This is a genomic window from Massilia sp. NBRC 108631 (assembly GCF_059704565.1).
In genome coordinates this window covers 1-23,040 of sequence record NZ_BAAKJE010000056.1, presented here as the reverse complement: position 1 = coordinate 23,040, position 23,040 = coordinate 1, and the positions used below count along the sequence as shown (strand labels likewise).

The 23,040-nt window shown below is 67.0% G+C and carries 20 protein-coding genes; 17 read left to right on the top strand and 3 right to left on the bottom strand.

Going from position 1 to position 23,040, the window contains the following annotated elements; genetic code table 11:
- Positions 1-22: 22 nt before the first annotated feature.
- The 3 genes from AC6H42_RS06425 to AC6H42_RS06415 all read left to right on the top strand — a co-directional run bounded on the left by AC6H42_RS06425 (position 23) and on the right by AC6H42_RS06415 (position 5,066).
- Complete coding sequence (locus AC6H42_RS06425; RefSeq protein WP_497547648.1) at positions 23-1,852, top strand: methyl-accepting chemotaxis protein; 1,830 nt, start codon at positions 23-25, stop codon at positions 1,850-1,852.
- Positions 1,853-1,931: 79 nt separating this feature from the next.
- Positions 1,932-3,377, top strand: coding sequence for a PEP-CTERM sorting domain-containing protein (locus AC6H42_RS06420; protein ID WP_497547646.1), 1,446 nt, complete (start codon positions 1,932-1,934; stop codon positions 3,375-3,377).
- Positions 3,378-3,569: 192 nt separating this feature from the next.
- Positions 3,570-5,066: a PEP-CTERM sorting domain-containing protein gene (locus AC6H42_RS06415; protein ID WP_497547645.1), complete on the top strand. Its 1,497-nt coding sequence runs from the start codon at positions 3,570-3,572 to the stop codon at positions 5,064-5,066.
- Here the strand turns inward: AC6H42_RS06415 and AC6H42_RS06410 are convergent.
- Complete coding sequence (locus AC6H42_RS06410; protein ID WP_057157098.1) at positions 5,032-5,922, bottom strand: LysR family transcriptional regulator; 891 nt, start codon at positions 5,920-5,922, stop codon at positions 5,032-5,034. The two genes, AC6H42_RS06415 and AC6H42_RS06410, sit on opposite strands and share 35 nt — an antisense overlap.
- A gap of 95 nt (positions 5,923-6,017) precedes the next feature.
- Between AC6H42_RS06410 and AC6H42_RS06405 the strand changes: the two genes are divergently transcribed.
- The 14 genes from AC6H42_RS06405 (at position 6,018) to AC6H42_RS06340 (ending at position 21,564) form a co-directional block, all read left to right on the top strand.
- Entirely contained in the window at positions 6,018-6,500 is a 483-nt protein-coding gene (locus AC6H42_RS06405) for a (2Fe-2S)-binding protein (RefSeq protein WP_057157099.1), read from the top strand.
- A complete protein-coding gene (locus tag AC6H42_RS06400) occupies positions 6,497-8,716 on the top strand; it encodes a xanthine dehydrogenase family protein molybdopterin-binding subunit (RefSeq protein WP_497547644.1) in 2,220 nt (739 codons plus the stop codon). Before AC6H42_RS06405 ends, AC6H42_RS06400 begins: the two co-directional genes overlap by 4 nt.
- A gap of 11 nt (positions 8,717-8,727) precedes the next feature.
- Positions 8,728-9,303 (top strand): UbiX family flavin prenyltransferase, encoded by a 576-nt coding sequence (locus tag AC6H42_RS06395; RefSeq protein WP_057157101.1) that lies wholly within the window; start codon positions 8,728-8,730, stop codon positions 9,301-9,303.
- Between the two features lie 15 nt (positions 9,304-9,318).
- Complete coding sequence (locus AC6H42_RS06390) at positions 9,319-10,491, top strand: CobW family GTP-binding protein (RefSeq protein WP_057157102.1); 1,173 nt, start codon at positions 9,319-9,321, stop codon at positions 10,489-10,491.
- Position 10,492: 1 nt separating this feature from the next.
- A complete protein-coding gene (locus AC6H42_RS06385; protein ID WP_497547643.1) occupies positions 10,493-12,193 on the top strand; it encodes an ABC transporter ATP-binding protein in 1,701 nt (566 codons plus the stop codon).
- A complete protein-coding gene (locus AC6H42_RS06380) occupies positions 12,186-13,274 on the top strand; it encodes an ABC transporter permease (protein ID WP_497547660.1) in 1,089 nt (362 codons plus the stop codon). Before AC6H42_RS06385 ends, AC6H42_RS06380 begins: the two co-directional genes overlap by 8 nt.
- Positions 13,259-14,191: an ABC transporter permease gene (locus AC6H42_RS06375; protein WP_057157103.1), complete on the top strand. Its 933-nt coding sequence runs from the start codon at positions 13,259-13,261 to the stop codon at positions 14,189-14,191. Before AC6H42_RS06380 ends, AC6H42_RS06375 begins: the two co-directional genes overlap by 16 nt.
- 24 nt (positions 14,192-14,215) lie before the next feature.
- Positions 14,216-15,295 carry a BMP family ABC transporter substrate-binding protein gene (locus tag AC6H42_RS06370; protein WP_057157104.1) on the top strand — a complete coding sequence of 360 codons (1,080 nt, stop codon included), beginning with the start codon at positions 14,216-14,218 and terminating at the stop codon, positions 15,293-15,295.
- An 8-nt stretch (positions 15,296-15,303) separates the two neighbouring features.
- Positions 15,304-16,722, top strand: a complete 1,419-nt coding sequence (locus AC6H42_RS06365) for an amidohydrolase family protein (RefSeq protein WP_057157105.1) — start codon at positions 15,304-15,306, stop codon at positions 16,720-16,722.
- Positions 16,723-16,988: 266 nt separating this feature from the next.
- Positions 16,989-17,909, top strand: coding sequence for an amidohydrolase family protein (locus tag AC6H42_RS06360; RefSeq protein ID WP_497547642.1), 921 nt, complete (start codon positions 16,989-16,991; stop codon positions 17,907-17,909).
- 12 nt (positions 17,910-17,921) lie between these two features.
- A complete protein-coding gene (locus AC6H42_RS06355) occupies positions 17,922-18,836 on the top strand; it encodes an amidohydrolase family protein (RefSeq protein ID WP_057157107.1) in 915 nt (304 codons plus the stop codon).
- Between the two features lie 82 nt (positions 18,837-18,918).
- Positions 18,919-20,298: a UbiD family decarboxylase gene (locus AC6H42_RS06350; protein WP_057157108.1), complete on the top strand. Its 1,380-nt coding sequence runs from the start codon at positions 18,919-18,921 to the stop codon at positions 20,296-20,298.
- Positions 20,299-20,355: 57 nt separating this feature from the next.
- A complete protein-coding gene (locus tag AC6H42_RS06345) occupies positions 20,356-20,889 on the top strand; it encodes a hypothetical protein (RefSeq protein ID WP_057157109.1) in 534 nt (177 codons plus the stop codon).
- 54 nt (positions 20,890-20,943) lie between these two features.
- Positions 20,944-21,564 (top strand): type 1 glutamine amidotransferase family protein, encoded by a 621-nt coding sequence (locus AC6H42_RS06340; RefSeq protein ID WP_497547641.1) that lies wholly within the window; start codon positions 20,944-20,946, stop codon positions 21,562-21,564.
- Here AC6H42_RS06340 and AC6H42_RS06335 read toward each other — a convergent pair.
- Positions 21,561-22,364, bottom strand: a complete 804-nt coding sequence (locus AC6H42_RS06335) for an enoyl-CoA hydratase (RefSeq protein ID WP_057157343.1) — start codon at positions 22,362-22,364, stop codon at positions 21,561-21,563. The two genes, AC6H42_RS06340 and AC6H42_RS06335, sit on opposite strands and share 4 nt — an antisense overlap.
- 103 nt (positions 22,365-22,467) lie before the next feature.
- The coding region (locus tag AC6H42_RS06330) for an FAD-dependent oxidoreductase (RefSeq protein ID WP_497547640.1) at positions 22,468-23,040 on the bottom strand (573 nt) is incomplete at its 5' end.

The window sequence follows — 23,040 nt, the reverse complement described above, 5'->3', positions numbered from 1 at the left end:
GCTCAACTTTCCCCAATTTCCCATGTTCGCTACCCTGCGCGGCCGGCTGATCGGCCTGTGCGTGTCCATCGTCGTGCTGGCCATGCTGGCCGTGGTGGCCGCCAACTATTTCACCACCCGCAGCCGCATGGCCGCGTCGCTGGACAATCAGATGCGCCAGCTGGCTGCAAGCCAGGCGGCCGGCATCGGCGAATGGGTCGGCTCGCGCCGCGCCATCGTGGCATCCCTGCGCGCCGCTGCCGCGAGCGCCGACCCCGTGCCGGTGCTGAAGGCCGCCGCGCTGGCCGGCGGCTTCGACAACGCTTACATAGGCTACGCGGACAAGCGCCTCGCCTCGTCGCGCGATGAAGCCGCGCCGCCCGGCTACGATCCCACCGCGCGGCCCTGGTACCAGCTGCCGGTGGCGGCGGGCGCGCCCATCGTCACCGCGCCCTACGTGGACGCGGGACGCGGCCAGCTGGTGGTCACTTTCGCCGAAGCGGCGCTGTTGCCTGGTGGCGGCGATGCGCGCGGCCAGGCCTTGCAAGCCGTGCTGGCGGCGGACGTGGCGCTCACGGCCGTGGTGCGCCAGGTGCGCGCGCTCCATCCCACACCCAACAGCTATGCCTTTCTGGCCGACAGCGACGGCCGCCTGATCGCCCATCCGGACGCCAGCCTGGCCATGCGCCCGCTGGCGGCACTGGGCGCCGGCCTGGAACCCGGCATGCCGGGGCGCGCCGGCGGCGTGTCCGCCCGCCTCGGCGGACGCGATACGCTGCTGCACGCCGCCGCCATTCGCGGTACCGGCTGGACCCTGGTGCTGGTGCTGGACCGCGCGGACGCTGCGCAGGATCTCGACGCGCTGCTGCGCAGCTCGGCCGCCGCCTCGCTGCTCGCTGCCGCCGCCGCGTCCATGCTGCTGCCGCTGCTCATCAGCCGCATGCTGCGCCGCCTGCAGCAAGTGCGCGATGCGCTGATCGGCATTGCCGACGGTGAAGGCGACGTGACGCGCCGCCTGGATGAAAGCGGCAGCGACGAGCTGGCGGCGATCGCGCGCGCCTTCAACCGTTTCGCCGGCAAGATCGGCAGCGTGCTGCTGCACATCCGCGCCGCCAGCGAGGAGGTGCGGCGGACCGCCGCCGAAATCGCCGGCGGCAACAACGACCTGTCCTCGCGCACCGAAGTGCAGGCGGCCTCGCTGCAGCAAACGGCCGGCGCCATGCAGACGCTGACCGGCGCGGTGCGGCAAAACACGGACAACGCGCGCCAGGCCGACCAGCTGGCGCGCCGCGCCTCAGAGGTGGCGGCGCGGGGCGGCGAGGCGGTAGCCCAGGTGGTCGATACCATGGGCTCGATCAACGAGTCCTCGCGCAGGATCGTGGACATCATCGCCGTCATCGACGGCATCGCCTTCCAGACCAACATCCTGGCGCTGAACGCGGCCGTGGAAGCGGCGCGGGCCGGCGAGGACGGGCGCGGCTTCGCGGTGGTGGCGGCCGAAGTGCGCAATTTGGCCCAGCGTTCCGCAGCCGCCGCGCAGGAGATCAAGGCCCTGATCGGCGACTCGGTCGGCAAGGTCGGCAGCGGCGCCAGGCTGGTGGACCAGGCTGGCGCCACGATGCAGGACATCGTCGCCAGCATCCAGCGCGTGGCCGGCATCATGAGCGAAATTACGCAGGCCAGCCTGGAGCAGAGCACCGGCCTGGAGCAGATCCATGCCGCCATTGCGCAGATCGATGGCCTGACGCAGCAGAACGTGGCGCTGGTGGAGCAAGCCGCCGCCGCCGCCGATGCGCTGAGTGAGCGCGCCCAGGGCCTGGCCCGCGCCGTCAGCGTGTTCAAGCTCGATGGCCAGCGCGCCACGCACGGTTGAGCTGGCTGCCGGCGCTTGGCATGCCAGTTTGTGATTTAATTAATTTTATTTTAATAAAATTAATTATAAGGGTATTAATATGAAAGCGAAAAAGCTGGTCGGGTTGATGCTGATATTGGGCTTTTCCTGTTTGTCAGTAGTAAATGTTCATGCTGCTACCGCAAAATCAGAATTAAACAAGTTCAAAATGGAGATCATCGATCTGAATTTGTCGGACGGCATCGTTCCTTCTATTACGTTCAGTCAAGCCCAAGGGGATGTCGCCCAGGCTGGCTATGCTGTGTCAGGCAGGGGAGCCGATGCGACGGAGTTCATCTCCGGATTCGGTTCCGTTGGACGGGAATATGGGGGCGGCAGCGTCAGCAGCACGGTATCGGCCGCCGGTCTGGCCACCCAGGCCTACGCGCCGGGCGCCGATTTATGGTTCCAGGCAAGCAGCAGCTGGCGTGGCGATTTCATACTGTCGCCGAACACCGCGGTCATTTTTACGGCGTGGGCAGAGGTAGGCTCGGCATTGGAGGGCGGCCATATTGCGCAAGGACAGGCCAGCATGGAGGGCCGGCTTACCGGGGGACCAGGCTTCGGCGATCGGCTGTCGACCAGTTTTGCGCTGCCCAGCGATTACGCCGAAGGCGTTTTGTTCGGGGAGCTGCATAGTGGCGCCAGCGAGGCAGCGGGCTCGGTGTCCCTCTGGTCGGCAGCGTACGCGTCGGTCGAGGCCATGCCGCCGGTGCCCGAGCCTGGCACCGGCGCGATGCTGGCGGCAGGGCTGGCGCTTTTGGCTGCCGTAGCGCTGCGGCAGCGCCGCGCGAGGCGGGTGAGCGGGGCGGCGCTGCTGGCCACCATGACCTTGGTAGGCGGAAACGCAACGGCGGCAGGAGGCGGGATGGTGGATTTGTCCGCATGGCGCTATGCGCTGATTGATCTGGCGCCACAGGATGGCATTTCACCCAGCATCGTGATTTCCGAACTGAGCAATGGTCTCAGTTATCGCAGCAACATCCTGTACCAATCCGGCTCCGAGCAGACGTGGGGCTCGCTGCCGTTGAGCTGGACGGGCCCGGGCGGCAGTGCCTCGGCGGTCAGTTCCGCCTCAGGCATGGCGCTGGCGGTGCACACGACAGGCCCGCGTGCCAGTGCAAGCGGGGAGCGCAACTATGAATTCAGTTTGTCGCCGAATACAGCGCTCCAGCTGTATCTGGACGGCCGCGCCAGCGCTGACTGGGACGACGCAACCACGGTGCAGGTCTCTGCCTCCATGCGGGCCCGGCTGGATTCCACGCATGCCGACGGGTTCACGGTCGATAGCATGACGCTGACCGTGCCTGGCAGCCGCGACTTTGTGTTGTTCGGCTCGCTCGCCTCGAAGGGCGAGCAGGCAAGCGGCATTATCTCGCTGGATGCATTGGCCTTCGCCTGGCCCACCCCTTTGCCGGCCGTGCCCGAGCCTGGAAGCTACGCGATGCTGCTGGCAGGGCTGGGCATAGTGGGGGCGAGCTGCCGGCGCAGGCGCTATCCTGGCTAGCCGCCGCGTGAGCGAGGCGCTGTCCGAGCCAGCTGAGCGGTCCCCAATTTAAGATCGTGATTTAATTGACCTCCATGTTTTGCGGGTCAATTTGTTGCGTTCATAAATGATTTATCAGGGGACATTATGATTAATCTGAAATGCACTAAGACGCTGGTGGTTGGCGCCTTACTGGCCGTTACCAGCCTTTCCATGACTCAAGCCAGGGCCGACCGCGCCAAGGCCGAGATCAGCGGCTTTACGATACAGTTGATCGACCTGGACCTGGCCGACGGCGTTAGCCCGAGCTTTGCTTTCCTGTCGCAATCCCAGCACGCCTATTACAGCCTGGTGCGGGACGGCATAATCGACGCCGATGAGATATACGGCCATGGCAGCGTGGGTCGTAACGACGCCGGAGCAGTCCTTTCCAGTTCCGTCGGCGGCGACGCCCTGTCCAGCACGGTCGATGCCACCGTGGGCGGCACCTCGTTCCTTGCGAGCAGCGACTGGTCCGCCCGGTTTCACCTTTCGCCTGCCACCGCCGTCATCTTCCGCGCATTGACGCGGGTCGATGCGGTGCTGGGGCTGGGGGGCGAGGCCTTGTCCCAGGCGGGCATGAGCGGCGATCTTGTAGACGTGGGCGTCCCCGGCAGCAGCGGCGGCTTCTATAGCTGGCTGGTGGGCAATGGCGCCGCGCCGCCGTCAGCCAGCGAGGGGCTGCTGTACGGCGAGCTGCGGTCCGGCAGCGGCAGCGCGGGGGCCGACGGCTATCTGTCGATGTACACCAGCGCCAGGGTTGTCACCTCGGCGGTCGCCTCGCCGGTGCCCGAGCCGGGCAGCGCCGCCATGCTGCTGGCCGGGCTGGCGGTAGTGGCAGGGCTGGCGCTGCGGCGCCGGCTGGACGGGCCACGGAAAGGGGGGCTGCGGCAACAGGGCAGGCGGGCCAAGCGCTTACGTCTGCAGGCTCCCGGGCTTGCGGCCGCACTGGCGCTGGCCGCCGGCGGTGCAGCGGCGCAAAGCAGCGCTTCCGTCAGCCTGACGCCCTGGCGCTACACGCTCACCGACCTGGCGCCGCTGGACGGCATCGCGCCCAGTATCACGCTGGCGCCGCCGGCCGGTTCGCCGGCATACCAGAGCATCGCGTGGCACGGCCGTCCGTTGGTGGAAGGCGCGGACTGGGAAGGCGAAACCGACGATACCGGCGCGCCCCTTTACTGGGAGCGCGGCGGCAATACGTCTGCCGCCTGGAGCCTGCCGGCTGGCATCGAAGCTGCCGTGTACAGCGAGGGAACGCCGGTGCTGGCGTACGGCAAGCGGGAGTTCTCATTCACTCTGTCGCCCTTTACGCAAGTGTCCTTCTTCCAGGACGGACACCAGGCCAGTTCCGGCCTGCTCGGCGCACCCGGAGCGCGCGCCCGCCTGGCCGTGACGCTGAACGGCTACCCGAGCGGCGCCGCCGGCTGGGACGAATCGGAGCTGGCCGGCGACCAAGGGGAAAGGGATTTCACGCTGTTCGCCGCAGCGGCATCGCAAGGCGCAAGCGTGACCGGCGCCGTGGTGGTCCAGGCCACCAGCTACGTGCTGGTGCCGATACCCGAGCCGGAGCAGTATGCGATGCTGCTGGCCGGACTGGCGCTGCTGTTCGGCGCCGGGCGGTATGGCCGGCGCAACGCTACCGGTCCGGCACCTCTATCATCTCGCGCATGATGTTGAGGAAGACCTGCAGCACGGGCGAGGGATCGTCCTTGCGGTAGGTGGCATACAGCGTGGTGCCCGGCGCCGGCTGCGCCAGCGTGCGGTACACCACGCCCGCGTGCCCGAACTGCCCGGTCGAGGCGGGCAGCAGGCCGATGCCCAGGCCCGCGCGTACCAGGCTAAGCAGGGTCTGCACCTCCACCACCTGCTGGTATACGTGCGGCGTAAAGCCCGCTTCGATGCAGCTCTGGTACAGGTAGGCCGCAAAGCGCGACTGGTCCAGCTTGAATGAAATGAAGCGCTCCTCGGCCAGGTCCTTCAGCGCCACCCGGGTGCGCTTTGCCAGCCGGTGCTGCTGCGGCAGCACCACCGCGATTGCCTCGCTCGACAGCGGCTCGCTGGTCAGCTCCGGGTCGTTCGGCCCCATGCGGTAGAAGCACAGGTCCAGCCTGCGCTCCTTCAGCGCCGCCTGCTGCGCCGCCGGCTGCAGCTCGTGCAGCGTCCATTTCACGTCCGGGTAGCGGTCCTGGAAGATGCGCAGCGCCTGCGGCAGCAGGCCCACCATCAATGAACTGATCATCCCGATTTCCAGCGTACCCCAGTGGCCGCGTCCCGCCTGCCGCGTCAGGTCCACCGCGCGCTCCATCTGCGCGAATACCAGCGCCGCCTGTCCCTTCAGCGCCACACCGGCCGCCGTCAGTTCCACCCGCCGCTGCGTGCGGGTAAACAGCGGCGTGCCCAGTTCCGTCTCGAGCAGCTTGATTTGCTGGCTGAGCGGCGGCTGCGACATGTGCAGCCGGGTGGCGGCGCGGCCGAAGTGCAGTTCCTCGGCCAGGACGGTGAAGTAGCGGAGCAGGCGCAGATCCATATTCCCTCGATATCAATCGGTACTCAAGAATATATTGTACAAATAATTCGGCGCTCACCATACTCATTTCAACAACAAGACTTTGGGAGACGGAGATGCAACTGGATGTCAACGATGAAGTGCGCAACGTGAAGGTGTCGGGAGACACGCCCCTGTTGTGGGTGCTGCGCGACCAGCTGGACCTGACCGGCACCAAGTTCGGCTGCGGCGCGGCGCTGTGCGGCGCCTGCACCGTGCACCTGGACGGCGAACCGGTGCGCTCGTGCAGCACGCCGGTGTCGGCCGCCGTGGGCCGCAAGGTCACCACCATAGAAGGTCTGTCGGAGAAAGGCGACCACCCGCTGCAGCAAGCCTGGCTGCAGGAAGACGTGCCCCAGTGCGGCTATTGCCAGTCCGGCCAGCTGATGTCTGCCGCCGCGCTGCTCAGGCGCAGCCCGAAGCCGAGCGACGACGAAATCACCAATGCCATGTCCGGCAACATCTGCCGCTGCGGCACCTACGAGCGCATCCGCCGCGCCATCCACGTTGCGTCCGCCATGCCGGTCGCCGCCGCGCCAGCCGCGCAGGAGAAGCCATGAACACCCGTCTGCAGGCTGATAACGCCGGCGCCAGCGCACCATCGCGCCGCAACTTCCTCAAATCGGCCGCCGCCCTCGGCGCCGGGCTGGCGGTGGGCTTCGTGGTGCCTGGCGCGGGCGCCGCGCAGGCTGGCGCCGCCGGGCCGCTGTCGCCGAACGCCTTCGTCCGGGTGTTCCCGGACGACACCATCAAGCTGGTGGTGCACAAGCACGATTCCGGCACCGGCACCCGCACCGCCCTCGGCCTGGTGCTGGCCGAAGAGCTGGAAGTGGACCTGGATCAGGTGGAAATCATCACGCCCGAGCACCCCTTCTTCAAGGACTATATGCACCCGCAGTGGCATGTGTTCTCGACCGGCGGCAGCACCAGCGTCATGCTGGAATATGAAACCCTGCGCAAGGCCGGCGCCAGCGCGCGCATGATGCTGGTGCAGGCTGCGGCGAACCGCTGGCAGGTGCCGCTGGCCGAATGCAGCGCGCAGGGCGGCAAGGTGCTGCATGCGCCCACCCGCCGCCAGCTCGGCTACGGCGCCCTGGCCGGCGAAGCTGCGCTGCTTGAGCCGCCCAAGGAACCGGTGCTGAAAGCGCCGCAGGATTTCCGCCTGATCGGAAAGCTCAGCCGCAAGCTCGATGCGCGCGCCAAGGTGACCGGCAAGCAGCGCTACGGCATCGACGTGAAGCTGCCGGGCATGCTGGTGGCGGTCATTCTGCACGCGCCGGTGATCGGCGGCCGCGTCAAGCGCATCGACGCCAGGAAGGCGCTGGCGATGCCGGGCGTGCGGCAGGTGCTGAAGGTGCCCGCGTCGCCGGCCGCTCTGCTGGGCGGCAACCAGGAGGGCGTGGCCGTGCTGGCGGACAGCTACTGGGCCGCCAAGCTTGGGCGCGACGCGCTGCAAGTGCAGTGGAACGACGGCGCTTTCGCGCGCTTCAACAGCAAAGACCTGCCCGCCATCCAGCGCGCCTACCACACCAGGCCGGACGCGCAGCTGGTACGCACCGTCGCGAAGGGCGACGCGGCGCAGGCGCTGAAGCAGGGCGCAAAGGTCTTGAGCGCCGAATACACCATGCCGTACAAGGTGGCGCAGCCGCTGGAGCCCGAGTGCGTGGTGGTGGAGATCAAGGATGGCACAGCCACCTACTGGGGCGGCTTGCAAGTACCCAGCAATGTTCAGGTGGCGGCCAAGGAGGTGGCCGGCATCGCCGAGGACAAGCTGGTGCTGAAGGAGCTCACCGGCGGCGGCAGCTTCGGTGCGCGCGAGTCGCGCCACTGGCTGCTGGAGGCCACCTGGCTGGCCAAGGCCACCGGCAAGCCGGTCAAGCTGATGTACAGCCGCGAGGACGCAACGCGCGGGCTGTTCTACCACGCCGCCAGCTACACCAAGGTGTCCGGCGCGCTGGACGCGCAAGGCCGGCTGACCGCCTTGCAGCTGCGCGCCGTGTCCCCCGCCTCGCCCGAGGAGTGGGAGCCGGGCTACTACGACCGCAAGGACAAGATGGACTACAGCACCACGGAATCCATCAACAAGTGGGACTTCGCCTACCAGCCGGACCACGTGGACGCGGGCTGGGTGCGGCACGAAACCGGCATGCCCACCGGCTGGTACCGCGCCGTGAGCTTCATCCCCAACGTGTTTGCCACCGAGAGCTTCATGGACGAACTGGCGCACGCAGCTGGCAAGGACAGGCTGGCCTTCCGCAAGGAGTACATGAAGGGGCGGCCGCGCCACGTGGCGGTGCTGGAGCAGGCGGCAGCCAGGGCCGGGTGGGGCAAGCCGCTGGCGGCCAACCGGGCGCTGGGGCTGTCCACCAACCAGGCCTATAACAGCTACATCGCCATCGTGGCCGAGGTGGTGAAGGTGGACGGCACGGTGAAGGTGCGCCGCATCACCTGCGTGGCGGACTGCGGCCTGGCGGTGCATCCGGGCAGCGTGCAGGAGCAGCTGTACGGGGGCATCATGTGGGGACTGGGCCACGCGCTGTACGACAAGCTCGACATCGTGAAGGGCCGCGTGGTGCAGGCCAACTTCCACGACTATCCGGTGATGCGCATGTCGGACATGCCGGAGGTGGATATCACCATCGTCCAGGGCGACGTGAACAAGCCCAGCGGGGTGGGAGAACTGTCCAATCCCGGCGTGGCGCCCGCCATCGCCAATGCGCTGTTCGCGCTCACCGGCAAGCGGCAGCGCAGCACGCCGCTCGACTTCTCGGCATAGCGGAGGCGGCCATGAAAAAGCGCCTGGTCATCGCCATCACCGGCGCCAGCGGTGCCATCTACGGGGTGCGCATGCTGGAGGCGCTGGCGCAACTGGACGAATGGGAGAGCCACCTGGTGCTGTCCGCGTCCGGTGCGCTCACCGCCATGCACGAGCTGGACATGGGCAAGGCCCGCATCGAGGCGCTGGCGGACGTGGTGCACAGCGTGAAGGACATCGGCGCCAGCATCGCCAGCGGCTCCTTCCTGTGCGAGGGCATGGTGATCGCGCCGTGCTCCATGCGCACCCTGGCTGCGGTGGCCCACGGCCTGGCGGACAACCTGGTGACGCGGGCGGCGGACGTGATGCTCAAGGAGCGCCGCAGGCTGGTGCTGCTGGCGCGCGAGACGCCGCTCAACCTGGCGCACCTGCGCAACATGACGGCGGTAACGGAACTGGGCGGCATCATCTGCCCCCCGGTGCCCGCGTTCTACAACCGCCCGGTATCGATAGAAGACATTGTGGCCCACACCGTGGGCCGCACGCTGGATCTGTTTGGCGTACCGCACGAAGGGATGGTGCAGCGCTGGCAGGGTATCACTGCATAACAACTCGGAGACAATATGAATCACAATAATATGATGCATAGCACCGGCGCGGCAGGCTTGATCCCGGTGACGATACTGACGGGCTTTCTCGGCTCGGGCAAGACCACGCTGCTGAACTACATCCTGACGGAGAAGCACGGCATGCGCATTGCCGTCATCGAGAACGAGTTCGGCGAGGTGGACGTGGATTCGGACCTGGTGCTGGCCTCGGACGAGGAAATCTTCCAGATGACGAACGGCTGCATCTGCTGCGTGGTGGACGTGCGCAAGGACCTGGTGCGCATCCTGCAGGCGCTGCTGGCCAGGCCGGAGCAGTTTGACCACATCATCGTGGAAACCAGCGGACTGGCCGATCCCACGCCGGTGGCGGCCACCTTCTTCATGGACAACGACGTGGCGCACCGGCTGCGGCTGGACGGCGTTGTCACGCTGGTGGACGCGCTGCACATCGAGCGGCACCTGGACGACCCCGAGCTGGAAGGCGTCGACAACCAGGCGGTGGACCAGATTGTGGCGGCCGACCGCATCATCATCAACAAGACCGACCTGGTGGACGCGGACGTTTTGCCTGCGCTGGAGCTGCGCATGCGCCGCATCAACCAAGGCGCGCAGGTGCTGCGCTCCAGCCACGCGCAGGTGGATCTGAACTTGATACTTGGCATCGGCGGTTTTGATTCGGGCGCCGCGCTGATTGATCCGCATTTCCTGGACGAGCACCATGGCCATGGCAAAGACGGCCACGAATGCAGCGAGCGTTGCGGGCATACCGCCACCGCTGCCGCCGCACCGGAAGGGGTGTGCGGCTTGCCCGGCAACGGCGGCGATGGACGCGGCCACGCGCACGACCCCGCGGTGGAATCGGTCTCGCTGACCTTCTCCGCCCCGTTCGACCGCCGCCAGCTGGACGCCTGGCTGGCGCAGCTGCTGGCCGCGCAGGGCGACGACCTGTTCCGCCTGAAAGGCATCCTGGCCATTGCCGGCGACAGCCGCCGCTACGTGCTGCAAGCCGTGCACCGCGTGCTCGATTTGCGCCCCGCCGACGCATGGCCCTACGGCGAGCCTCACCTGAGCAAATTCGTCTTCATCGGCCGCAATCTGGAGCGCGACACGCTGAAATCGGGTCTGGACTGGTGCTTGGCGCTGCCTCAGCTGCAGACTCCGCCGCAGCCGCAGCTGCAGGAGGCCTGAGATGAGCACCATCAATAATACGCCCCGGCTTGCGCTGCGCAGCATCAGCAAGGTCTATCCGTCGGTGGTCGCCAACGACGGCGTGGACTTGCGCGTCATGCCGGGCGAAATCCACGCGGTGCTGGGCGAAAACGGCGCCGGAAAATCCACGCTGATGAAGATCATCTACGGCGTCACCCAGCCGACGTCGGGCGAAATGCACTGGGAAGGCGAGGCGGTGCGCGTGGCCAGCCCTGCGCATGCGCGCAGCCTGGGCATCGGCATGGTGTTCCAGCACTTCTCCCTGTTCGAAACGCTGACGGTGGTGGAGAACGTGGCGCTGTCCTTGCCCGGCAAGCCGGACCTGGGCGACCTGGCGAGCCGCATCCGCGCGGTTTCGCAGCGCTACGGCCTGCCGGTCGATCCCTGCCGCCTGGCGCACGGCCTGTCGGTCGGCGAGCGGCAACGGGTGGAGATCATCCGCTGCCTGCTGCAGAATCCCAAGCTGCTCATCATGGACGAGCCGACCTCGGTGCTCACGCCGCAGGCGGTGCGCACGCTGTTCAACACCTTGCGCCAGCTGGCGGCCGAAGGCTGCAGCATCCTGTACATCAGCCACAAGCTCGATGAGATCAAGGAGCTGTGCCACCGCGCCACGGTGCTCAGGGCGGGCAAGGTCAGCGGCGGCTGCGTGCCGGCGCAGGAATCGCTGGCGTCGCTGGCGCGCCTGATGATAGGCAAGGAGCTGCCAAAATGCGCGCGCGGCGCCGCCGCAGAGGACGGCGAGGTGCGCCTGAGCGTACAGGCGCTGTCGCAGGAGTCGCTCGATCCCTTCGGCGTGGAGCTGAAGGATATCGGACTGGAGGTCAGGGCGGGCGAAATCGTCGGCATCGCGGGCGTGTCCGGCAACGGCCAGCAGGAGCTGCTGTACGCGCTGTCGGGCGAGGCGCCGCTGAAGGACGCGCAGGCGATCCGCATCTGCGGCGTCGCGGCCGGGCGCATGCCGCCGGGACGCCGCCGTGCGCTCGGCCTGTGCTTCGTGCCGGAAGAGCGGCTGGGGCGGGGCGCCGTGCCGCGCATGTCGCTGGCCCGCAACGGCCTGCTCACCGCGTATGGCAGCGGCCTGCTGAAGTACGGGCTGATACGTTTTGACGCCATGCGCCAGCTGGCGCAGAACTGCATCGAGAAATACAACGTGAAATGCGGCGGGCCGGACGCCCAGGCGCGCTCGCTGTCCGGCGGCAACCTGCAGAAGTTCATCGTGGGCCGCGAGATCATGCAGTGTCCCAAGCTGCTGATCGTGGCGCAGCCCACCTGGGGCGTCGATGTTGGCGCGGCAGCCTTCATTCGCCAGGCGCTGCTCGACCTGCGCAGCGCGGGGACGGCGGTGCTGGTGATTTCAGAGGAGCTGGACGAGCTGTTCGAGATTGCCGACCGCATCGCCGTCATCGCGGGCGGGCGCCTGTCGTCCGCCACGCCGGTGCAGCAGACCAGCGTGGAGGAGGTCGGCATGCGCATGAGCGGCGTGTGGGCCGAAGGCGCCGCCGCCGTTGCGGACCCCGGTGCCGCCGCCCATGCCGGTGCGGTCCCGGCCGGAGCGCTGCCCGGCGAGCCGATGGCCGGCGAGCTGTCGCCCTGGGCGCAGAAGACGCACGGGATGCACGGGCCGCACGGGGCACATTCGGCGCGGCCGGCCGGAAAGGAGCGCTTCCATGCTGCTTAAACTCGAAGCGCGGCCGGCCGCGTCGGCCCGCATGCGCTACTGCTCGCCGCTGGCTGCGGTGGCGCTGACACTGCTGGCCAGCCTGTTCCTGTTCGCCGCCCTGGGCAAAGACCCGTTCACCGGCTTCAAGGTGTTCTTCCTCAATCCGCTGCGCGACACCTATGCGCTGACCGAATTGCTGCTCAAGGCCACCCCGCTGATGCTGATCGGGATCGGCCTGGCCGTTGGCTACCGCGCCAATGTGTGGAACATCGGCGCCGAGGGCCAGTTCATCATGGGCGCCATCGCCGCCACCGGCGTCGCTTTGCAAGCCGGCGAAGGCGGCCCCCGGACCTGGATCCTGATGCTGGCGGCCGGCGCGCTGGGCGGCGCCCTGTGGGCTGCGGTACCGGCACTGCTGCGCACGCGCTGGCGCGCCAACGAGATCCTGGTCACGCTGATGATGGTCTACATCGCGCAGTTCGCAGCGTCGTGGCTGGTGCACGGCCCGTGGAAAAATCCGGAGGGCTTCAACTTCCCGCAGACCCGCATGTTCGCCGACGGTACGCTGCTGCCCATCCTGGTCGAGGGCACGCGCCTGAACGCCGCCTTCCTGGTGGCGCTCAGCGCGCTGGCGGTGGGTTACGTGTTCCTGGAGCGCAGTTTCTACGGCTACCAGATGCAGGTGGCCGGCGAGGCCGACGCGGCGGCGCGCTACGCCGGCTATTCGGCCAGCCGCGCCATCTGGATCGGCATGCTGGCCGGCGGCGGCATGGCGGGACTGGCAGGAGTGGCGGAAGTGGCGGGGCCCATGGGCCAGCTCACCGAGTCCATCTCCAGCGGCTACGGCTTCGCCGCCATCATCGTCGCCTTCGTGGGACGGCTGCACCCGGCGGGCATCTGCCTTGCCAGCCTGCTGATGGCGCTGCTGTTCCTGGGCGGTGAACAGGCGCAGCAGTTCATCAACCTGCCGTCTTCCATCTCCAAGGTGTTCCAGGGGATGCTGCTGTTCTTCCTTCTCGGAGCGGACCTGTTCATCGGCTACCGCCTCCGTATCGACCGCAATGCCAGCCTGGGGAAACTGCTATGGAAACCAATCTGATCGCCTCCATGCTGGCTGCCACCATCATCTCCGGAACGCCGCTGATCCTGGTCGCCATGGGCGAGCTGGTGACGGAGAAGGCCGGGGTGCTCAACCTGGGCGCCGAAGGCATGATGTCGATCGGCGCGGTGACTGCCTTCGCGGTTGCCTTCTCCGGCGGCGGCGCGGTGCTGGCCGTGGCGGCCGGCATGGCTGCCGCGTGCGCCATGTCGCTGGTGTTCGGCTTCCTCACGCTGACGATGATGGCCAACCAGGTGGCGTCCGGCCTTGCGCTGGCGCTGTTCGGCGTCGGCCTGGCGGCGTTCATCGGCAAGCCGTTCGAATCGACTCCGTTGCCGATGATCGCGCCATTGCCCATCCCCCTGCTGGCGGACATCCCGCTGATCGGGCCGGCGCTGTTCAACCAGCAGTTCATGGTCTATCTGTCCTGGGCGGTGGTGGCGGCGGTGCTGTACTTCCTGTACCGCAGCCGCTGGGGCCTGGTGCTGCGCGCGGTGGGCGAGTCGCCGTCGTCCGCGCACGCCGTGGGCTACCGTGTGATCGCGCTGCGCTATGCCGCAGTGGCCTTCGGCGGCGCCATGGCGGGCATGGGCGGCGCCTTCATGTCGGTGTTCTACACACCGCTGTGGGCCGAAGGCATGGTGGCGGGGCGCGGCTGGATCGCCCTGGCGCTGGTGGTGTTTGCCACGTGGCGGCCGCTGCGCGTGGTGCTCGGCGCCTACCTGTTCGGCGGCGTGATGATCTCGCAGCTGTTCGTGCAAGGCTCGGGCTTGCGGCTGGACGTGCCGCCGCAGCTCATGTCTTCGCTGCCTTATCTGGCAACCATCGCTGTACTGGTTCTGATTTCACGCAACGCCCACACCATCAGGCTGCATTCGCCCGCCTCGCTGGGGCAGCCATTCCGGCCGGACGCCTGAACACTACAATAAAGGAGACCCATCATGCCGTACAAATTCACCCGGGCCAAAGCCGCAGCGCCCATGCTGCTGGCAAGCCTGGCAATGTCCGCGCAGGCGGCAGAGCCCATGAAGACCTGCTTCCTGTATTCGAACCCCATCGGCGAGAGCGGCTGGACCTACCAGCACGAACTGGCGCGCCGCGCGCTGGCCGCCAGCATGGCCGACAAGATCACCACCAAGTACGTGGAAAATGTGGCGGAAGGCCCGGACGCCGAACGCGTGATCCGCAACTTCGTGCAGGAAGGCTGCAAGCTGATCTTCACCCCGTCGTTCGGCTTCATGGAGCCTACCATCAAGGTCGCCAGGCAGGCGCCCAAGGTGATCTTCATGAACGGAACCGGCTACAAGACGGCGCCCAACGTCGGCGCCTACAACGCCCGCTATTACGAGGGCCGCTACCTGGAAGGCGTGCTGGCCGGGCATGTGAGCAAGAAGGGACTGGCCGGCTATGTCAGCGCCTTCCCCATTCCGGAAGTGCTGCAAGGGCTGAACGCGTTCACGCTGGGCATGCGCAGCGTGAACCCCAATGCGCAGGTCAAGCTGATCTGGGTGAACGCCTGGTACGACCCGGGCAAGGAGCGCGAAGCGGCCAACACGCTGGCCACGCTGGGCGTGGACCTGCTGACCTACGACACGTCCTCGGTGGCGGTGGTGACGGCCGGCGAGGAGAAGGGCATTCCGACGGTGGGCTATTACTCGGACATGTCGCGCTTCGGCCCCAAGACCAACCTGACCTCCGTGGTGCAGACCTGGACCGGCTATTACACCAGGGTGATCGAGGACGTGCTGGCCGGACGCTGGAAACCGGCCCAGACGGTAGGCGGCCTGCGCGAAGGCATGATCAAGATGGCGCCGCTGAACGCTTCCGTGCCTGCCGAGGTGCGCGATAAGTTCGCCGCAGTGGAGAAGGATATAGCGGAAGGCCGGCTGCATCCCTTCGCAGGGCCGATCTTCGACCAGGCTGGCAAGCAGCGCGTGGCGGCGGGCCAGGTGCTGGGCGCCGCAGAGCTGGACAAGATGAATTTCCTCGTCAACGGCGTCGACGGTACACCACCGAAATAGGAGAGCACATGAGCAATCTCGTTCTCATCAAGGACGCCCACAGTATCCTGACCGGCGCTGGCGGCGAAGCGGCCCGCAGCGCCGCCAGCGATGTGCGCATCGCCGACGGCGTTATCACCCAGATGGGCAACGGCTTGCGGCCGCAGCCCGGAGAGCGGGTGCTGAACGCGCGCGACTGCGTGATCTATCCCGGCTGGGTGAATACGCACCACCATTTGTTCCAGTCATTGCTGAAGGGCGTCCCGGCGGGCATCAACCTGACGCTCAGTCCATGGCTGCAGGCGGTGCCTTTCATTTACCGGCGCGCCTTCAACGAGGAGCGGCTGCGGCTGGCGGCGCGCATTGGCATCGTGGAGCTGATGCTGTCCGGCTGCACCACCATCGCCGACCACCACTACATCTACTATCCGAACATGGGCTACGACGCTTCCGCCGCGCTGTTCGAGGAGGCGGACAAGCTGGGTGTGCGTTTCATGCTGCAGCGCGGCGGCGGGACCGTCACCCGCAAGCTGGAGGCCGACCGCAGCACCTACGTGGAGCCGGAAACATTGGACGGCATGCTGGCCGACGTGGAACGCGTCGCCAGCCGCTACCACCAGGGCGGGCCGAGGCCGCGCACCAGGGTGGCGCTGGCGCCGACCACCGCCACGGTGTCCGTGGCGCGCGGCGAGTTGCGCGAAGTGGCGCGCGCGGCGCGCCGCATGAAGCTGCCGCTGCACACGCACATGTCGGAAACGGTGAGCTTCCTCGAGCACTGCCGCGCGGAGTTCGGCTGCCTGCCGATCGAATTCCTGGCCGAGCACGAATGGCTGGGGCCGGACGTGTCGCTGGCCCACCTGACGCACCTGGCCGACGCCGAACTGCGCCTGCTGGCGCAATCGGGCACCGGCATGGCGCACTGCCCGCAGAGCAACGCGCGCCTGGCGGACGGCGTGGCGCGGGCGCCGGACTTGCACCGCCTGGGCGGGGCGGTCTCCATCGGCGTGGACGGCGCCGCGTCCAACGAAGCTGCCGACATGCTGAGCGAGGTGCACTTCTGCTGGCTGATGCACCGGGCCCATGCGGGGGCCGCCACCCGGCCCCGGCCGCAAGGCGGCGGCGAGGCGGGCGCGGACAGCGTCTCGGTGGAGCAGGTGGTGAACTGGGCCAGCGAGGGCGGGGCGCGCATGCTGGGCTTCGACGGCGTGGGCACGCTGCAGGTGGGGCAGGCCGCCGACCTGGCCGTGTACGACCTGGATTCGCCGCGCTACTTCGGCCTGCACGACATGGCGATAGGACCGGTGGTGGCTGCCGGCCGTCCGCGGCTGAAATGGCTGCTGGCAGGCGGCCGGGTGCTGGTGGAGGACGACGCGATTCCGGGCATGGACATGGCGGCGCTGCGCGCCGAAGCCAGCGCCGACGTGCTGCGCCTGATGCAGCAGGTGTGATGGAAGTGTGGCGTGCATCAAAATTCCGTTGACAGCATAGAGCGAATAACGGTATAAATAGTTTTAGTAAGTGGGTAGAAGCGTTCAACTGGATTCCGCAGCGGTGCAATGCCGGCGCGGGGGACAGTGGGAGATTGCCTGCTGGCGGAGTACCCGTCAGTGGCCATTTGTCCTTCGCAAACGCGCCCCTGACAGTCCTCCAGATAAGCGAGGCGCACAGAGCAAGTGCGCTATCCCAACCTGAAGTATTGTGAGGAGATAACCCCATGATCATCGACACCAGCTGCTACCCGACCAACCTGGTCGACCTGGCCTGGCGCCACGATGGCGACCCATTCACCGGCGAACGGCTGATCCAGATGATGGATGGCCCCTACATGGTGAACGGCAAACCACGCCGTATCGACAAGGCCTTCATCCAGCCGCCGCAAGGCAACACCATCTACACCTACACGGACGGCGAAAAGACCGGCACCGAATCGATCGACGCCTACATGGCCTACACGCTGGAGATGGTGCGCAAGTACCCGGACCGGCTGATCGGTTGCTTCGTCTACAACCCGCGCTGCGGCGTGCAGAACGGCGTGGAAGCCATCGAGCGCTACGTGACGGAGTACGGCTTCAAGATGGTGCAGTTCCAGGCCAATATGCACGCCTACCGGCCCGACCGCGCGCTGGACTGGCTGCGTCCCGCGCTGGCCAAGTGCGCCGAGCTGGGTGTGCTGGTCAAGCTGCACACCGGCGACGGCCCGTACAGCATCCCCACCGAATGGGTGCCGATGATGAAGGAGTTCCCGACCGTGAACTTCATCATGGCCCACTTCGGCGTGCAGACCGGCGGCGTGTATTGCTTCGAGCCGTTCCAGCTGGCCATGGACATGCCGAACGTGTACTGCGAATCGGGCTGGTGCCTGCAGTCGCGCATCGTTGAATTCTCCAAGGTCCTGCCCAAGCACAAGATCCTGTATGGCTCGGACACGCCGCCGAACGAGCCGGGCATGTGGCTGCGCCTGCTGGAAGTGCTGTGCTTCGAGCCGCCGCAGGGCCTGAACCTGGACGAGGACACGCTGGAGGACTACCTCGGCAACAACGTGGCCCGCATGTTGGGCCTGGAAACCAGCCCGCCGCCGCGCACCGTGGCCGAAGCCGAGGAACGCCTCGGAATGAAACGTATCAACGACCGCTAACCGGAGCCACACATGATTATCGATACCCATCTGCACCCGACCAACCTGGTAGACGAAGCGTGGCGCCATACCGGCGAGCCGTTCAACGGCGAGCGCATGCTCAAGATGATGGACGGCCCCTACATGATCAACGGCAAGCCGCGCCGCATCGACATGGGCTTCATCCAGCCGCCCCCTGGCAACACCGGCTACCGCGACGGCAACCGCCGCGGCCGCGAAGGCATCCGCGACTACATGGCCTATATCTCGGAGCTGTGCCACAAGTATCCGGACCGCTTCATCGGCAACTTCACCTTCAACCCGCGCTGGGGGCCGGAGGAGGGCGCGCTGGAACTGGAGTACCACGTCAAGGAATACGGCTTCAAGATGCTCAAGCTGCACGCCAACATGCACGGCTACCGCCCGGACCGTGCGCTGGACTGGCTGCGTCCGGCGATGAAGATGTGCGCCAAGTACAACATCGTGGTGCTGATCCACACCGGCGACGGCCCGTACACCATACCGACCATGTTCTACCCCATCATCCGCGAATTCCCGATGGTGAACTTCATCATCGGCCACTTCGGCATCCAGACCGGCGGCAACTACTCGTTCGAAGCTTTCTGGATGGCGATGGATACGCCGAACGTGGTGTGCGAGTCCGGCTGGTGCTTCCAGTCGCGCATCGTGGAATTTGCCAAGCAGCTGCCGCGCAACAAGATCGTGTTCGGTACCGACACGCCGCCGAATGAGCCCGGCATGTGGCTGCGCGAGCTGGAAGTGCTGTGCTCCCAGCCGCCGCACGGCATGGGGCTGGACGAGGACGGGCTGGAGGACTACATGGGCAACAACATCGCCCGTCTTTGCGGCATCAAGACCACGCCGCCGCCGCGCACCCTGGAGGAGGCGCAACTGCGCCTGACCGACACTTACGCCGGCGTCAAGTAGCAAGCGGTAGCGGCGGCGCGCTCCCGTATGGGCGCTCCGCCGCTCCGCTGCATTATCCGCGCATCAACTGAAAAGGGCAGACATGATCTCGCAAGACTTCCATCAATTCCTGCGCCAGTACCGCGAACTGCACCCCGAGGATGTGCTGGCGGTGCGCGAGGAGCTCGAGAGCGGGCAGGACGCAACCGCGCTGGTGTGGCAGCTGGCGGCGCAGAACCGCCATCCGCTGCTGGTGTGCGAGCGCGTGCGCGGCATCGACACGCCGCTGGTAACGAATATTTTTGCCTCGCGCGAGCGCGTGGGGCGCATGCTGGGCGTGGCGCCGGCCGGCATCCACACCGAGTACCAGGCGCGCAGCCGCAGGCTGGTGGCGCCGCGCCTGGTGGCGCACGGTCCGGTGCTGGACAGCGTGGTGCAGGAAGGTGTGGGAGCGGGCCGCGTCGACCTGCGCACGTTGCCCATCATCCAGCACTTCGCCACCGACCGTGGTCCTTACATTACCAACGCCATCCTGGTTGCCGAACATCCCGACACCGGCGTGGGCAACATGAGCTTCCACCGTTCCACGCTGCACTCGGCGAACGAGATCGCCACCAGCCTGCATTCGCGCGGCCACTTGTGGCGCCTGCTGCAGATCGCGCGCGAGCGCGGCCAGCCGCTGCCGGTGGCGATGGTGATCGGCGCCCATCCGCTGTTCATGCTGGCCGGCGCCGCGCGCCTGCCGTTCGGCGTGGACGAGCGCCACGTGGCAGGGGGCCTACTGGGCGCTCCGCTGGACGTGGTGCGCACGCCCAAGTACGGCCTTGCCGTTCCGGCCTACGCCGAATTCGTGCTGGAAGGCGTGATCGACCCGGAAGCGCAAGTGCCGGAAGGCCCGTTCGGCGAATTCAGCGGCTACTCGTCGGACCGTTCCACCAACAACCTGCTGCGCGTGCACTCCGTGCTGCGGCGGCGCGACGCGGTGCTGGTCGATGTCGTCGGCGGCAATTCGGCCGAGCACCTGAACCTGGGCCGTATTCCGCGCGAGTCCGAGATGGTGGAAAAGCTGCGCGAGCGCTTCCCGAGCGTGACCGCCGTGCACTATCCCAGTTCGGGCACGCACTTCCACGCCTACGTGGCGGTGAAGCAGATGCGTCCCGGCGAGGCGCGCCAGATCATGCTTGGCTTGCTGGGCTGGGACCCCTACCTGAAAACCGTGGTGGCGGTGGACGAGGACGTGGACGTCACGCGCGACGAGGAGGTGCTGTGGGCGATGGCCACGCACGTGCAGCCGCACCGCGACGTGCTGGTCGTGGACGGCCTGCCGGGCAGCGCGCTCGATCCGTCCGCGTCCGGCATCGGCACCACTTCGCGCATGGGCGTGGACGCCACGCGCGGGCCGGATTTCGACGGCATCCGCGCGCGCATCGCGCCGGAGGCGCTGGCGCGCGCCAGCGCCATCCTGGCGCGCGCAATGGTGTAGCCAAAGTTGCAAGCTATGGGGTAGGATGCTGCCAACAAAACATATTTGAGGTGCAGCATGATTTCACTAAAACTGCTGGCCGCCGCCGGCCTGGTGGCAGTCTCCACGCTGGCGCTGGCCGCCGCCCCGGCCGCAGCCCCCGCAAGCACGGCGGCGCCCAGCGCCATGCAGGTCAAGGCAGCGTACGACCTGATGGCTGCGATGCAGGCGGAAAAGCTGACCCGTACCGTGGCCGGCGGCAGCCGCTTCGCCAACGAGCAGCAGCGCTCGGCCTTCATGGCCAAGCTCGATAAAGTGCCCGCAACGGAAGTCTACAGCCGCCTGTCCGCGCCGGTGGCCAAGCTGGTTTCGGCCGAGACGGCGGTCGAGATGACGCGCTTCTACCAGTCCACCTATGGCCAGAAAGTACTGCAGAAGACCTACAACGGCGGCCCGAGCATGTACGACTTAGCGCCCAAGCCGACGCCCGCCGAAAAGGCGGAGCTGGCCAAGCCGGCCTACATCAAGGCCGACAAGGAATTCCAGGCCGCAAAATCCGCCATCCGCCACGAAGTATTCGTGCTGGTGAGCCAGCTGGCGAAAGCGAAGTAAGGCGGAATTGGGCTAGCATGTGCCCATGACCGACTCTAATCCGTGGAGGTTGCGATGAAGATATACCTGGTTGTTCTGAATACCCTGGCCGATTGGGAAATCGGTTATTTGACGGCGGAGCTGCACAGCAAGCGCATGATGGCCGACCCCGGCGTGGCATGCGAGATCGTGAAAGTGGGCCTGACCCCGGCGCCCATCGCCACCATGGGCGGCATCAGCATCACGCCCGACATCACCTTCGACGCGGTGCGCATGGAGGCGGATGATTTGCTGCTGATGCCGGGCGCGGACTCGTGGCAGGAACCGCCAACCGCACCATTGCTGGCCTTCGCCAAGGACATGGTGGTGCGCGGCCACCGCGTTGCCGCCATCTGCGGGGCCACCATCGGCCTGGCGCAGGCCGGCGCCCTGGACGACAGGCAGCACACCAGCAACGACAAGGGCTACCTCAAGACCGTCTGCCCCGGCTACACCGGCGAGCAGCGCTACGTCGACTCGCCAGCGGTACGCGACGGTAACCTGATCACCGCGTCCGGCCTGGCGCCGCTGGAGTTTTCGTATGAAGTGATGAAGATGCTGGGCCTGTTCCGGCCCGCCACGGTGGACGCCTGGTTCAAGCTGTATTCCACCCGCGAGCCGCAGTACTACGAAGCCTTGATGGCGTCGATGGGCTAAGAGGCTGCGCGCCAGGCCGGCTGGCGTTTTTCCAGGAAGGCGTCGATGCCCTCGCCGGCGTCCTCTTCCATCATGTTGCGCGCCATGACGTCGCTGGCGTAGTCATAGGCGTCGCCCAGCGGCATCTGCCGCTGGCGGTAGAACATGGCTTTGCCGTGGCGTATGGCTGCCGGGCTCTTGCCGACGATGTCGGCCACCTTGCGCGCCACGGCCGCGTCCAGCGCATCGTCGGGAACGGCGTCGTTGATCAGGCCGAAGTCCGCCGCCGTGGCGGCGTCGATGAAGCGCCCGGTTGCGAGCATGTCGAAGGCGCGCTTGGACGACACGTTGCGCGACAAGGCCACCGCCGGCGTGGCGCAGAACAGGCCGACGTTGATGCCCGAGACGGCAAAGCGCGCACTGCTGGCGGCAATCGCCAGGTCGCAGCTGGCGACCAGCTGGCAGCCCGCCGCCGTGGCAATGCCGTGCACCCGGGCGAGGACCGGCACCGGCAAGGCCTGGATCGCTTGCATCACCCGGCCGCAGCGGGCGAACAGCGCCTGGTAGTAATCCAGGCTGGGTTGCGCGCGCATTTCACGCAAGTCGTGCCCCGCGCAGAAAGCCTTGCCTTCGCCGGCCAGGACCACGCAGCGCACGGCCGCGTCCGTGGCCACCGCATCCAGCGCGTTCTGGAGGGCGTCCAGCATGGCTTCGGACAGCGCGTTGAACTGCGAGGGCCGGTTCATGCGCAGCGTGACAACGCCGTCGCGGTCTTCCCGCAGCAGCAAAGGGGTTTGTTCGGTCTGCATATTGGTCTCCATGTTGTTTTCCATGTCTGTTTCCATGTCTGTTTCCATGTGCTCCGCGCTGTCAAATTGTACAGACATTGCGGAGCACAGGGGAGAGCACGCAGCCTGGCCGGACTTACTGCTCCAGGTAGCGCTGGGCATCCAGCGCCGCCATGCAGCCGGTGCCGGCGCTGGTGATGGCCTGGCGGTAGATGTGGTCCTGCACGTCGCCGGCGGCGAACACGCCCGGCGCGGAGGTGGCGCTGGCCATGCCTTCGGTGCCGGTGCGGGTCTTGATGTAGCCGTTGTGCATGTCCAGCTGGCCTTCGAAGATGCCGGTGTTGGGCTTGTGGCCGATGGCCACGAACAGGCCGTGCACGCTGATCTTGGTCTTGGCGCCGCCGGCGGTGGCCGCCAGCGTCAGGCCGGTCACGCCGCCCTGGTCGCCGGTCACCTCTTCCAGCGTGTGGTTCAGTTTCAGCTCGATTTTGCCTTCGCCAACCTTGGCCATCAGGCGGTCGATCAGGATGGCTTCGGCGCGGAACTTGTCGCGCCGGTGCACCAGGGTGACCTTGGTGGCGATGTTGGACAGGTACAGCGCTTCCTCGACGGCGGTGTTGCCGCCGCCGATGACGGCCACTTCCTGGCCACGGTAGAAGAAGCCGTCGCAGGTGGCGCAGGCGGATACCCCGCGCCCCATGAATTCCTG